Raw genomic sequence first — 14169 nt, forward strand, 5'->3', positions numbered from 1 at the left:
TGACTTCTGTACTTGTCTTGGGCAGTTTTCCCCAGAATGCCTGCAACTTTCGGTTCTTTGGACAGCGCGCCCCATGGCCGAGCTAATAGTACAGTACCGATAGCTTAATATCAAAAGGTTTGTTCAGTCCGTTTATTAATTCCTCTGTAATGGAAATATTACCGACTTGACAAACAGATATGATCCCCTAACTATTTACGGTGGGGGAAGCATCAAGAGCACACTTGCAACTGCAGCGACCCGTACAACACGCGGGTCAAAGTCTGGCCCCGAACGATCTACAGGGGGTAGACCGTTGTATAAAAGACGCCCACATGCCGATCCGGCAAAAACAAAAACCAGGCCAGTCCGCGCAGTCAGACGAGGCGTAGGAATACTCACGAGCAGCGCACTAATTGCTGGGATTCTCGCGGTGGGGGGCATTGGCCTGAACGTGCCAACTCCTGCCGTAGCTGCCGTCCCGCTCACGTGCGAGTCCGTCTACTCGATCCAGGGCGCCGGCGAGCGCAACCTCTGGTTCGTGGACACTGCCACCGGCACCCAGAGCAGCGTTGGCTCATTCAACATCAGCGGAGCAACCGCCAACCTTAACGGGCTCGGTGTCGCTGCAGATGGCAGCGCGGCCTTCGGCGTGCTTCCTGACAACACCGGAACGGGTCGTACAATCTACCGCCTCGACAGGTCCACTGAGGCCACTGTCGCTCTGGGCGCCGGTGAGGCCGGAACCCCAGTCACGCATGGTGCAATCGATCCCGCCACCGGGTTTTACTACTACGGCGGATTCAGCGGCGGCAGCATCCAGATATACGGATTCAACACAACAACCAATACCTCGATAGGGCTCGTAGCCACTGGTGCCATTCCCAATGCCGGGGCTAACGGGGACTGGGCATTCGATCGCCAGGGACGACTTTACGTAGTTGGTGGTGGCACGGTTGAAAGTATTCTCACGGTCATCGACCAGCAACTTCCGACGTCGCCAGGAGCACCTATCACGGTCACCGGCAGTGAGATGGTTTCCGTCGCCACCCCGCAGCCGGTCAACGGTATCGCTTTTGGCGGAGACGGAATGCTCTACCTGGGCAGCTCCAACACCCTGCGGCAGGTAGATCCCGTCACAGGCGCCATTACAAGCACCCAACCCTTCTCCGAAACCGGATCCGTAGACCTCGCATCCTGCTCAACTCCGAACACAATCTCGGTCCAAAAGGATTTTCCAGCAGGTCGGATCGCAGCGACTGACCAGGTAGTAGTCACTCTCGCCGGCGGCGGACTCCCCGCCGGCATTGATGGAACCACCGCAGGCACGGATTCAGGGCTTCAGGATGAACCGGCTGAAATCGCCGGGCCGGTCTTTGGCCGCGCAGGCACCACTTACACGATTTCCGAAAGCGGAGCAGGAACCGCACCGAGCAGCCCGACGGCGTTCGGTTATGCTTCGAGCTGGACGTGCCTCAACGAAAACACCGGCGGTACTATCGCCACCGGACAAGGAACCACCGGCGAATTCACGATGCCGGATGCGGGGGCGGCCGGTGTAGCCGTAGTCTGCACGTTCACCAACGCGGCCCAAGTCACCGGTCTCACGTTGGACAAGCAGGCCGGCGCCGCCACAGGTAACACAGCCGGTTCAACAGTGACGTACACCTTCGATGTGACCAACACAGGCACGGTTCCGCTTGAGACTGTGACCGTAACCGACCCATTGGTTGGCGCGGTGACATGCCCTCCCGGTCCACTGGCGGTTGGCGCCACAACAACCTGTACGGCAGATCCGTACACAATTTCGCAGAGCGACGTCAACGCCGGCGAGGTAGTAAACAATGCGTCCGCCACCGGAACCGTCGCAGGACTCCCACCGGCAACGGACGAAGACACAACCACCACCCTGATCGAGCGGGCACCCTCCCTTCTCCTGGATAAGGAAGCCGGAACACCTTCAGACGTCAACAACTCCGGAATCACCGATGCCGGCGATACCGTGCAGTACACGTTCGCAGTCACGAACAGCGGAAATCTGCCGATCACCAACCTGTCCATTGCCGATAACCTTTTGGCTGGCCAGAACCCGGCAATTGCAGTTACCTGCGCGGCAACAGCACTGGCACCGGGAGCTTCCACCACCTGCGCTGCCGGCCTGCCGTACACGATTACCGCGGCGGACGAAACGGCAGGCGAAGTGGTAAACACCGCTACCGCCAACGGCGTCGACCCGGGCAACGCTCCTGTTGCATCGAACCCCGACAGCACGAACACAGTTGTCACCGCTCAGCAGAACCTGCTGGTGATCGACAAGACCGCCGGCGTTCCGGTGGACGTGAATGCTTCCGGAATCACCGATGCAGGCGACACCATCCAGTACACCTTCAGGGTCACCAACAACGGAAACGTTCCCGTGGCTGACCTGGTCATCAACGACGGACTGCTCAGTGGACTTGACCCGGCAATCGGGGTTAATTGCGGGCAGACAACATTGGCGCCCGCACAGTTCACGGACTGTGCAGCGTCTGCTGTTTACGTAGTCACCGAGGCCGACGAGGCGAGGGGCTCAGTAGACAACACCGCCACTGCTGAGGGGACAGATCCCGACGGCGATCCTGTGGTGTCCAACCCGGACGAGACCACCACCGAGGTCATCGTCCCGCGTCCGGCACTGACCATTGAGAAGACCGCGGGAGTACCGGCGGATCTTAACAGCTCAGGAATCACGGACGCCGGCGACACCATCCAGTACACCTTCAGGGTCACCAACTCGGGCAACGTGACAATCCACGACGCCGTCGTCAATGACCCGTTGATCGGCAGTGTCACCTGTGCAAGCACCACGCTGCTCGCCACCGCATTTACCGATTGCGTCGCAGACAAGCTGTATGTAGTGACGGAGGCCGACGAGACCGCCGGTTCAGTGAACAACACGGCCACAGCGTCCGGCACTGACCCTGACAACGGCCCGGTGAACTCGGAAGAGGACAGCACGTCCACTCCCGTGACGGTTCCGGCTCCATCCCTGGTAATCGAAAAGACTGCCGAAGCACCGGTGGATGTCAACAACTCCGGCATCACCGACGCCGGTGACACCATCCGGTACACGTTCACAGTCACCAACACCGGAAACGTTCCCGTCCGGAACGTCGTGGTCAATGATCCCCTGGTTGGCAACGTCACGTGCACGGTCACACCCACCCTCGCTGATGGAGTTGGCCCCATGGCGGTGGGAGACCCGATCACGCTGGGCGTCGGGGAAACGGCGGAATGCGTCGCTGACGCACTCTACGTAGTGACCGAAGCAGACGAAATTGCCGGTTCAGTGGATAACACCGCCACCAGCACTGGTACTGATCCCGACGGCGGCACCGTGACTTCCGATCCGGATTCCACCACCACGGACGTTACACTGCCGAACCCGTCCCTCCTGATCGAGAAAACAGCAGGGACTCCGACGGATGTCAACAACTCCGGCATCACCGACGCGGGAGACACCATCCAGTACACCTTCCGCGTTACCAATGACGGAAATGTACCTGTCGGCTCCATCGCAGTGGTGGATCCGCTCGTCGGATCAGTCCTTTGCCAAGCGACGGCATTGGCTCCGACAGTCTTCACCGACTGTGCAGCTGAAGCGGTATACACCATTACCGCAGCAGATGAGGTGGCAAACGTTGTCGCCAACACGGCACGTGCCACCGGCACTGACCCGGATCGGATTCCCGTGGAATCTGATCCGGATTCAACCAACACGCCCGTCACCGAACAGGCGCCTGTGTTGACTCTTGAGAAAACAGCAGGAGACCCTGTCGACGTCAACAGCAATGACACCGTTGACGCCGGCGATACGATCCAGTTCACGTTCCTCGTGACCAACGACGGCAATGTTCCAGTCCGCGAGATCGCGGTCGAGGACCCCCTTGCCGGGGCCGTTACCTGCGAGGACGTTGATCTCGGAGTAGGCGAGTCAACCGACTGCTCGGCCGATGAGGTATATGTGATCACGCAGGCTGACGTTGACGCTGGCAAGGTTGTTAACGTTGCAACCGCAGCGGGAACCGATCCCGACGACGAGCCCACTGTCTCAAATGAGGACTCAACCACAACGGAGATTGCACGCTCCGCTGAACTGCTGATCGAGAAGAACGCTGAACTGCTCGATGGTGACGGCAACAAGCTGGCCGACCTGAACGAGGAGATCAGCTACACCTTCACGGTGACCAACACAGGCAACGTGACCCTCAAGGACGTCCGGGTTGATGATCCGAAGGCTGGTGCTGTGACCTGCTCGGAAACTGTCCTTGCACCTGGAGCGTCTACTTCTTGCTCCGCAGTCGAGGAGTATGTAGTTACCCAGGCCGATATTGATGCCGGCTCCGTAGACAACGTGGCTACCGCTGCAGGCACACCGCCGGCAGGTATGGCACCCGTGGTTTCCGTTCCGGATACCACCTCCACCCCGGCGCGCGTGGTTCAGGCCCTCAAGCTTGAGAAGGACAACACCCTGCGCGACGGGGACGGTGACGGCGTGGCCGACGCCGGGGAAGTCATTCAGTACACGTTCACGGCTACCAACACAGGCACCACTACGCTGACGGGTCTTGAGATTGATGATCCCCGCCTGACCACCGCGGGCGTCACCGTCACCTGCCCTGCCACCACAGTGGCTCCTGGTGAGTCGATCATCTGCACGGCAGAGTACAAGGTGCAGGCAGCAGACGTCGCATCCGGCAACCCCATCGAGAATGTGGCCAGTGCCAAGGCCTTGGGTCTTGGAGGCGTTGCACTCTCCCCGGAGGATTCAACCGAAACTCCTGTCACTAAGAAAGATGCCGGTGCTCCGCTGGCAAACACTGGGAGCTCCCTGGCTAACACCGGTGGAGTTGCGCTCATCGCAGCAGGTGTGGCCGGTGTGCTCCTCCTTGGAGGACTGGCACTGACCTTGGTCTCCCGCCGCCGCAAGGCATAGTGGGGGTGCGGGTGCTACGGCCTAGGCCGTAGCACCCGCCCAAGACACGTAACAAGAACACTCGAAAGAACCGGTACCCAAGGCTTCCCGGCCTCGATCCGGGAACACAAAAGCGGCGATTGGATCATGTCCCCCCGGATAGCCCAGTCGCCGCTTTCGTGTGTCCGCACCGAACCGCCGGCCAAGAAGTCATGAAACAAAATGCTTGCAGGATAGTAAGGATGCTGATTAACTCATGTCATGGGCCGATACCCGTCGGCATTGCCATTATGAAAGGGAAGTGCAGTCATGGGAATTCTCGGATTTCTCCTGCTCGGTCTCATTGCTGGAGCAATTGCTAAAGCCATCCTTCCGGGCCGGCAAGGCGGAGGATGGGTCGTCACACTCGTTTTGGGTGTTGTCGGAGCAATACTCGGCGGATGGATCGGTTCGCTGATTTTTGGTGGAGGTCTTGGCGAGTTCTTTGATCTCCGGACTTGGCTGTTGGCCATTCTCGGCGCCGTCATAGTTCTCGCTATCTACGGTGCGGTTGCCGGCCGCAGAAGCCGCGTCTGACTCGGGGGCCCACTGACTTATAAGAGCTTTTCCTGGTCTGTGGGAATGGTCATACGGAAGGGCGGGCGAATGCCCGCCCTTCCGTATGACATCAGTTAGTCAGCGCACGGCACGCACTGTAAGCCGTCAGCCGATCTTCGCGAGGACCTCTCCGCTCCCGACGGCGGTACCCGCCTCCTGCGGGCCTCTCGCCACAATCCCTGCACGGTGGGCAATAACAGTGGTTTCCATTTTCATGGCCTCCAGAACCGCCACCGGCTGCCCGGCTTCCACGGCATCACCAGACTCCACCAGCCACTTCACCAAGGAGCCGGACATGGGCGAGGTGAGACTGGCGTCGTCGGCTCCTGAGGAGCCGGGGTTAAGACCCGCACTCGCATTCCCAGCAGATCCGCCGCCCCCGCTGAGAAGTGCCTCATAGAGCCGGGCGGGTAAACCAAGCTGCACAGCTTTACCGTCCAGTTCCACGGTAATGGTGCTGCGGGCGGCGCCGGGCGCAGTACGGGCGATCTCAGTTGAGGCTGCGAGGGTTTCGGCGAATTCATTTTCAATCCAGGTTGTGTGGACGCCCAGGCGCTCTTCTGCGATGAAATCCGGGTGACGTACCACGGCGCGGTGGAAGGGCAGCACCGTCGGCAGCCCCTTGATCTGCATCTCATCGAGGGCGGCCCGTGCCCGGCGCAGTGCCTGGGGACGGTCCTCACCGTGGACGATCAGTTTTGCCATCAGCGAGTCGTAGTCGCCGGGTACCACTGATCCGGAACGGACTCCGGTATCAACGCGGATGCCGGGGCCGGTTGGTGGCTCGAAGATGTCTACGGTTCCTGGCCCGGGCAGGAACCCGCGCGCTGGGTCTTCAGCGTTGAGCCTGAACTCAAAAGCATGTCCGCGGGGATCAGGATCCTCGGTGAAAGGCAAGACGCCGCCTGAAGCGATGCGGAACTGTTCACGAACCAGGTCCACGCCCGAAGTTTCCTCCGTCACAGGATGCTCCACCTGAAGCCGGGTGTTCACCTCCAGGAAGGAGATGATGCCATCCTTGCCCACGAGATATTCCACCGTTCCGGCGCCGTGGTAGTTGGCCTCGCGGCAAATTGCCTTCGCGGAGGCATGGATCTGGGCGCGCTGCTCCGGGGTAAGGAAAGGCGCCGGGGCTTCCTCGACAAGCTTCTGGTTGCGACGCTGCAGCGAGCAGTCCCGTGTCCCCAGGACCACCACGTTGCCGTGGATGTCCGCCAGGATCTGGGCTTCAACGTGCCGGGGCTGGTCAAGGAAGCGCTCCACGAAGCACTCCCCCCTGCCAAACGCCACGGTGGATTCACGGACAGCCGATTCGAAGGCATCCTCAATGTCTTCGAGTCGCCGGGCAACCTTTAGTCCGCGCCCGCCGCCGCCGAACGCTGCCTTGATGGCTACCGGAAGGCCATACTCCTGGGCGAACGCCAGTACCTCGCCGGCGTTGGCCACCGGACCGTCACTGCCGGGAACCAAGGGGGCGCCGGCCCGTACAGCGATGTCGCGGGCCGTTACCTTGTTGCCCAATTCGCGAATGGACTGCGGTGTGGGACCAATCCATGTGAGCCCAGCATCCATGATGGCCTGCGCGAAGTCGGCATTCTCGGAAAGGAAGCCGTAACCGGGATGAACGGCGTCGGCCCCGGCACGGCGTGCCACTGCAATCAGTTTGGCCATATCCAAGTACGTCTCAGCACCCGAGGACCCGTCCAGCGCATAGGCCTCGTCCGCCAAACGCACGTGGAGGGCGTCGGCGTCGGGATCTGAATAGACGGCGACAGACTCCAAGCCGGCATCCGAGCAGGCACGGGCAATCCGCACGGCAATCTCGCCACGGTTGGCGATGAGGACCTTTTTCATGAGGGGATTCCTTCGGAAATTGCACCGCGCGCAGCGGGGGCTTGATGGTGAAGCGGGACAGCTGGCTCCAGGGGTTCCAGCGTGGACGGATCTACTACGGTGAATCGGACCCTGTGGCCCGGCGGCAACTGCGCCGCCGTCGGAAGGTCTTCGGGGACAACTACGGCGATCACCGGATAGCCGCCGGTCACCGGATGATCCGCGAGGAACAGAACCGGATTGCCGCTGGGGGGAACCTGAAGGGCCCCTGCTACGGCGCCCTCACTGGCCAGCTCACCCTCGCGACTCCGGGCCAGGGACACACCTGTGCCTGCGTCCGGAACAAGCCGGACACCGATCCGGTTCGACTGCTCCGTCACGTGCCACTCCTGGCCTGAAAGAGCGTGCAATGCCTGGTCCGTGAACCAGTCATCACGGGGTCCGAGGGTCACGCGGAGGTCAGCGGCGTCCGATCCTGGTTGGAGGGTGGAGGGTTCCGGATGACCCACGGGGCGGAGACCCTCAACAGGCGCCACCGGCAGCAGGCTTCCGGCCGCCAGCGGCGGCGGGCCAACCCCCGACATTGAGTCAGTTGAGCGGCTGCCGAGCACCGGCGGAACATCAATGCCTCCCCGGGCTGCCAGATAGCACCGGAGTCCAGCTGTGGGTGTCCCTAGCGCGAGGCTTTCGCCGTCCAGCAATGCGAAGGGAGAGCTACCCATGGGGCGGCGTAAGGCAACACCATCCGGCGAGCGGATCTCGAGAGGGACCGTCGCTCCTGCCGTCGCCAACACCTGGTCGCCCTGCGCCCTCAGCGTGAGCCCGCCGAGGAGGTTCTCGACGACGGCGGCGCCGGGTTCGTTGCCCACCAGCCTGTTGGCTTGGCGGGCTGATCGCTGGTCGGCTGCCCCGGATGCCGAAACGCCCAGATCACCAAGCCCAGGACGGCCCAGATCCTGCACCAATGACTGCAACCCCGGCGACTCCACGGCGAGGCCATTCACCAGCTCATGAACCGGGCCCTTCATGGCCGGGGTGCCGGAAGCAGCCCTCGGTGCCAGGCCCGCTTGCGAAGCCCCCACAGCCACATACCGGACCTTGTCCCCCGGCCGGATGAGGGCGGGCTGCTCGCGGCCGAGATTCCAGAGAACCGCCGACGTGCGGCCGATTAGCTGCCACCCGCCGGGTGATTGCCGCGGATACACCGCTGAGAACTCTCCGCCCAGAGCTACTGCCCCGGCGGGAACCGTCGTGCGCGGTGACGTCCGGCGGGGGACGGTGAGACTGCTGTTCTCACCCACGAGGTAGGTGAATCCGGGGGCGAAGCCGCCGAAAGCGGCGGTCCAGATCTGACTGGTGTGGGCGGTTACGACGCCGTCCACGCCAAGTCCGGTGAGCCTGCCCACCTCAGCTAGGTCCTCGCCGTCGTACACCACCTCAACGGTGACTTCGCGTCCGCCTTCCTGGTGGAGTTCATCCACGTCAAGATTTCCGACGACGGCGCGTGCTTCAAGAGCTTGGGGATGCGTTGCGAATTTCACCAGGACCGTGGCGGCGGCAGCGACGGCGTCGAGTTGTCCGGGGAACGGTTGCTCCTGCAGCTGGTGGTGAAAGGCAAGCACGGACGCAAGGTCGGTCAATTCCACCAGCAAGGCCCTCGGGCCGGCCCAGCGGATCCCGGTAATGCTCATGCAAAGCTCCGGACGGCGACGCCTGCTGATTCCAGTCCGGCACGGACGGCGCCGGCCATGGCTACAGCCCCCGGCGTGTCGCCGTGGACGCAGATGCTGTCGGCCCGAACGTCCAGGATGGAGCCGTCCCGGGCAACGATCTTGCCCTCCGTTGCGAGCCGGACCATGTTCCGGGTGATCTCGTCGTCGTCATGCAGTACAGCGCCTTCTTCCCGGCGGGACACAAGGGTGCCGTCGGGTTTGTAAGCACGGTCAGCAAAAGCCTCCGAAAGGGCACGCAAGCCACGTGACTCTGCCTTGCGCAAGGCCAGCGAGCCGGGGAGAAGGAGCAGCGGCAGCCCGGGGCTGAACGCATGGACCGCGTCCACCACCGCTTGGGCGTGGACCTCGTGATGGACGATCGTGTTGTACAGCGCGCCATGGGGTTTGACGTATTTAACGTCCGAACCAGCCGCCTTGGCGAGGGCCTGCAGGGCTCCGAGCTGATAGAGGACGTCATCCGCGAGTTCTGTGGCAGAGCAGTCCAGGAACCGACGTCCGAAGCCGGCCAGGTCCCGGTACCCCACGTGGGCTCCGATGGTGACACCTGCGGCAACGGCGTCGCGACACGTCTGCGCAATGGTGCTTGGGTCACCGGCATGGAAGCCGCAGGCCACGTTGGCACTGGAAACGTGGCGGAAAACGGCGGCGTCCTCGCCCATGGTCCAGTTACCGAAGGACTCTCCGACGTCGCTGTTCAGATCGATGAAAGGCATTGTGACCCTCGTCTCAGGTTGGCTACATCACCATCATGCCCTATTTTCCCAGATTGTTCAACAATCTTTAATGAGGCCCCTGAAACGTTGGAATAGGACGTCCTTTTCAGTCCTGGTGAAGCTGTACGTAATTTCCGCACCCGTCATCCAGCACAACCGAAATCCCCTGAGCACCATCCGTTGGCTCGGACTGGAAAATTACGCCCTGCGCTGAGAGCCTCTTGTACTCAGCCCGGACGTCCGGAACCCCAAGGACTATGGCAGGCATCCCTGAATCGTGCAGGCCGTTCATGTATGCAGCGCCAATGGGATTGTCGCTGGGTTCCAGCAGAAGGCCTACTCCTCCCTGGCCGGAATCCCCGCTACTGTCCGGATCCTTCACGATGTAGAGGTTGTATTCAGGCATGGCCATCATCGTTTCGAAGCCCAGGATGCGGGTGTAAAACTCGTGGGCAGCTGCCGGATCCTTCACATGGATGCTGCACATTTTCAGTCGCATGGTGCCAAGGCTACGCCTGGCCAGCAGGCCTGTGAACGCGAGCACAGGGAGGATCCAAGGAAATAATCCGGGGTACCGCTCAGTTGGCCCGAGCATGACAACAATAGGAATCATCGGTGCAGGACACATTGGAAGCCAGATCGCCCGCAAGGCTGTTGAACTTGATTACGACGTGGTCATCAGCAACTCACGGGGACCTGAAACGCTGGCTGAACTCGTGAACGAGTTGGGCCCCAGAGCCAAAGCCGCGACCCCCGAGGAGGCGGCTGCCGCCGGTGATTTCGCCGTCGTCACCGTCCCCCTGAAGAGCTACAAGGACATCCCGGCAGAACCGCTGGCGGGAAAAATTGTTGTGGACACCAACAACTACTACTTTGAGCGTGATGGCCGGATTCCAGCCTTGGACAACGGGGAGGCAACAACCTCAGGGCTGCTGCAGGAGCACCTGGCCGAATCCAAGGTAGCCAAGGGCTTCAACCACATCATGGCCAAGGACATCACCACCACCGGCGCGCCAGCCGGCGCCCCTGACAGGCGGGCACTCGCCACCTCCAGCGACTATCCGGAAGCCGTTGAACTGGTCAGCCGGCTATACAACGAGTTTGGCTTCGACACCGTGAACATTGGCCCGCTGTCCGACAGCTGGCGGGTGGAGCGGGACCGGCCTGCTTACGTTGTCCGGCAGAATGCGGACGAACTTGCCGCCAACCTGGCCCGCGCTCCCCGCACTATCTAGGGAAGATTCCATCTCGTCAAGGATTTCCGGAGTTGGGCATCGCGGCTGGAGCCGGGATGCCCAACTGGGAATCTACCTGACCTGATTCCCCCGGGAATCTACTTTGCGAGGAAGGCCAGCAAGGCCTCGTTCACTTCCTCAGCATGGGTCCACAGCAGTCCATGCGGAGCGCCCTCGATCTCCACATAGTCCGCCGCGGGCAGTGCCTTGTAGAACGCCCGTCCGGTAGCGTCGATGGGGAGAATGTTGTCCGCGGTTCCGTGCAGAATGAGCGCTGGAACATCGATCTTCGGGATGTCAGCCCTGAAATCTGTGGTCCAGGTGGGGACAGCAGCACTCGAGGCGTACCAGGAAGCGCCGGCAGCCACATTCCAGCTGTTGCGCAGGGCCTCCTCCGACAACCTGTTTCCCAGGTTCTCCTCCGTGTTGTAGAAATTTTTGTAGAAGTCGGAGAAGTAGGCATAGCGGTCGGTGGTGACGGCCTCAAGAATTCCGTCGAAGACTTCCTGCGGGACGCCTCCGGGATTGTCTTCCGTCAGCAGCAGGAAGGGCTCCAGGGACGCGAGGAAAGCTGCCTTCGCAATGCGGCCGGACCCATACGTGCCCAGGTAACGCCCTACCTCGCCCGTTCCCATGGAGAAGCCGACCAGGACGGCGTCTCGGAGGTCGAGGGTTTCCAGCAGCACGTTCAGATCGGCTGCGAAGGTGTCGTAGTCGTAGCCGGCGGCGGGCTGGCTTGAACGTCCAAAACCCCGGCGGTCATAGGTGATGACGCGGTAGCCGGCATTGAGCAAGGCCGCGCTCTGCTTCTCCCAGGAATGGCCGTCCAGCGGGTACCCGTGGATCAGCACTACAGGCTGACCTGCACCGTGGTCCTCGTAGTAGAGCTCAATGTCAGTGCTGTTTTCTGTTCCAACCGTAATGAAAGCCATGGGATGTTCCTTTCGACTGCAGAGAACGAGCGTTCTCCGGTGATATGGACTACTATAGAGAACGATCGTTATCCACGCAAGTCAAGCTGTAGAAGTGAGGAAATCCGGTGGCAGATTCGAGTGCACCACTGACGAAGGGGTCTTCCGGCTCAGCTGATGATGCGGCCTTGCGCGAGGCTGCCCTTGAGGCGGCGGACCGCTTGTTCTACGCCAAAGGCGTTCAGGGCGTCGGGATGGATGAGCTACGGGCCGCTTCCGGAATCTCGCTCAAGCGGCTGTACCGGCTGTTTCCTTCAAAAGACGCGATCGTTGAGCAGGTCCTGCTGGGCCGCCACCGCAAATGGACGGAGGGGGTGGCATCAGCCGTGGCCCGCGAGACCCAACCCCGGGAGCGCCTCCTCGCCGTCTACGACTTCCTTGCCTCCTGGTTCACCCAGGAGGACTTTCGGGGGTGTGCCTTCATCAACTCATTTGGAGAGCTCGGAGGCACGTCGCCCCGCGTCGCAGAAATCGTGCGGAACCACAAGGATGATTTCCAGAAGTTCCTTTCAGGGCTCACGGAAGAGATGGGGGCGCCGCCCGCCCTGGCCCCTCAGCTCGCCATTCTCGCCGAGGGGGCTCAGACCACCGCGGCCATCTCCGGCAGTGCCGAGCCGGCAAGCCAAGCCCGTGCGGCTGCCGAAGTGCTGATCGACTCGGCACTGTCCCGTAGTTAGGGTCGGCGACAGTTAAGAGGGTGTCGGCGACGGCGGGAGGCTATGCCGGAACGGTGATTTTGCCTGCCGCCGGAGGACACGCGCTGACCCGGGTCGCCTCGATAATCCGTGCAGCCGTCAACTGACCCATTCGGACAGCTCCGTCGACGTGCTGGTAGCCCTCGGCAGCAAGGTCCGAAGAGGACCAGAAGATCGGACCGACGGGGGCATGCTGATCTTTGCCGTAGCGATGCAACCCGCCGAGGTCATAACTCGAGGCATAAGCGCCCCGCGTCCACTCCTCGGAGCCCCAATCGGATTCGTAGTACACCTCTGGCTCCAGCGCATTGTCACCCAGGAATCCGGCAATAGATTCCAGAACCGCCTGACGACGGTCCGCCTCGCTGAGTTCAAAGACGGCATCAGCTTTCTCGTCGGAGATGAAGCCAACGAGCGTGCCGCGCGTGTCCCCATAGTTGGTGTTGTCGTAGACCTCCTGCACCAGGGAGCCAGCACTGAAGCATGTTCCGGACAAACCTTGCTCCCGCCAGAACGGCGTCGGATACACCGCGTGAACCTTGATCACCAGGCCCAGAGACTGGTGCTGGTGCATCTGGTGCTGACGGCGGGGAAGCGGCGGATTAAAGGAGACGCGGGAGTAAAGGTTCGGCGGCACGGCCATAATTACGAACCGCGCCCTGACAGTGGCGCGCTCGGAAAGGACCGTGACGCGGTGGCTGGCGTTGACATCCGGTGTCCCGGGGTTGCTGACTTCGGCCCAGTTGATAGTGCGCACCGGACTGTTAAGTACGACGTCGTCCCCCAGTTCCGCTGCCTGCAACAGGGACACCTGCTGCATCCCGCCGATAACCCGCTTGTCGAGGATGAAGTCCTCGTCGGTCAGGTGGCTGAATGACCCGGCGGACGCCGCCATCAGGACAGCCTGCAGTGCCGAAAAGGCGTGGGCAGGCTTAGTGAGCATCCCGCCGGCGATGAACAGACCTATATTGTTGCAGGCCTCCTCGTCGGCAGAATGGCGGCGAAGCCAATGGTGGAACGAGATGGTGTCCAGTTCGCGTGCCTTCGGGTGGGCCCAGGGCTCTTTTGCGCCAATCTCTGCTGCAAGCCCATCCAGGAGGGCAATTAGCTTGTCCATTTCCGCTGCCGTGGTTTCCCCCACGGGGAACGATCCGCCCGTGTACCTGTGACTTTTACCATCGGCGCCCATATAGATGGAATCGCCGCTCCTGTAACGGGAATAGAGGGAAAGGCCCAGCTCGTCCAGCAGCTCCATGAGTGCCGATTGGTCAGGAGAAACCCATTGCCCGCCGATTTCCAGCATGGCTCCATCAACTGTGTCGGTCCAGGTGCGGCCGCCCACGCGGTCCCTGGCTTCCAGTACAGCGACACTGAGGCCGGCTTTTTTTAGTTCACGGGCCGCGGTAAGTCCCGATGGTCCCGCGCCCACGACGACGACGTCGCGATCAAGTTCCAGCAT

Annotated in this window: 10 protein-coding genes; 4 read left to right on the top strand and 6 right to left on the bottom strand. The window is 61.7% G+C overall.

Annotated elements, in window-relative coordinates:
* Window positions 1-433: 433 nt before the first annotated feature.
* Window positions 434-4954, top strand: a complete 4521-nt coding sequence (locus M1E02_RS21045; RefSeq protein WP_479376109.1) for a beta strand repeat-containing protein — start codon at window positions 434-436, stop codon at window positions 4952-4954.
* 288 nt (window positions 4955-5242) lie between these two features.
* On the top strand, window positions 5243-5509 hold the full coding sequence (locus tag M1E02_RS21050; RefSeq protein ID WP_247041639.1) for a GlsB/YeaQ/YmgE family stress response membrane protein: 267 nt from the start codon (window positions 5243-5245) through the stop codon (window positions 5507-5509).
* 126 nt (window positions 5510-5635) lie between these two features.
* Here the strand turns inward: M1E02_RS21050 and M1E02_RS21055 are convergent, their stop codons facing one another.
* The 4 genes from M1E02_RS21055 to M1E02_RS21070 all read right to left on the bottom strand — a co-directional run bounded on the left by M1E02_RS21055 (window position 5636) and on the right by M1E02_RS21070 (window position 10308).
* The gene (locus M1E02_RS21055; protein WP_479376110.1) at window positions 5636-7384 is read right to left on the bottom strand and encodes an acetyl/propionyl/methylcrotonyl-CoA carboxylase subunit alpha; all 1749 of its coding nucleotides are present in this window, start codon (window positions 7382-7384) and stop codon (window positions 5636-5638) included.
* Entirely contained in the window at window positions 7381-9054 is a 1674-nt protein-coding gene (locus tag M1E02_RS21060) for a 5-oxoprolinase subunit B/C family protein (protein ID WP_479376111.1), read from the bottom strand. Before M1E02_RS21060 ends, M1E02_RS21055 begins: the two co-directional genes overlap by 4 nt.
* A complete protein-coding gene (locus tag M1E02_RS21065; RefSeq protein WP_479376112.1) occupies window positions 9051-9809 on the bottom strand; it encodes a LamB/YcsF family protein in 759 nt (252 codons plus the stop codon). Before M1E02_RS21065 ends, M1E02_RS21060 begins: the two co-directional genes overlap by 4 nt.
* Window positions 9810-9915: 106 nt before the next feature.
* On the bottom strand, window positions 9916-10308 hold the full coding sequence (locus M1E02_RS21070; protein ID WP_479378240.1) for a VOC family protein: 393 nt from the start codon (window positions 10306-10308) through the stop codon (window positions 9916-9918).
* 94 nt (window positions 10309-10402) lie between these two features.
* Here M1E02_RS21070 and M1E02_RS21075 point away from each other — a divergent pair, with 94 nt between their 5' ends.
* Window positions 10403-11044 (top strand): NADPH-dependent F420 reductase, encoded by a 642-nt coding sequence (locus M1E02_RS21075; RefSeq protein WP_479376113.1) that lies wholly within the window; start codon window positions 10403-10405, stop codon window positions 11042-11044.
* A 98-nt stretch (window positions 11045-11142) separates the two neighbouring features.
* Here the strand turns inward: M1E02_RS21075 and M1E02_RS21080 are convergent, their stop codons facing one another.
* Window positions 11143-11976, bottom strand: coding sequence for an alpha/beta fold hydrolase (locus tag M1E02_RS21080; protein ID WP_479376114.1), 834 nt, complete (start codon window positions 11974-11976; stop codon window positions 11143-11145).
* A gap of 107 nt (window positions 11977-12083) precedes the next feature.
* Here M1E02_RS21080 and M1E02_RS21085 point away from each other — a divergent pair, with 107 nt between their 5' ends.
* The gene (locus M1E02_RS21085) at window positions 12084-12692 is read left to right on the top strand and encodes a TetR/AcrR family transcriptional regulator (protein WP_479376115.1); all 609 of its coding nucleotides are present in this window, start codon (window positions 12084-12086) and stop codon (window positions 12690-12692) included.
* Window positions 12693-12732: 40 nt separating this feature from the next.
* Here M1E02_RS21085 and M1E02_RS21090 read toward each other — a convergent pair whose 3' ends face one another.
* On the bottom strand, window positions 12733-14169 hold the full coding sequence (locus tag M1E02_RS21090) for a flavin monoamine oxidase family protein (protein WP_479376116.1): 1437 nt from the start codon (window positions 14167-14169) through the stop codon (window positions 12733-12735).

It is taken from the genome of Arthrobacter sp. Z5-13 (genome assembly GCF_056499105.1).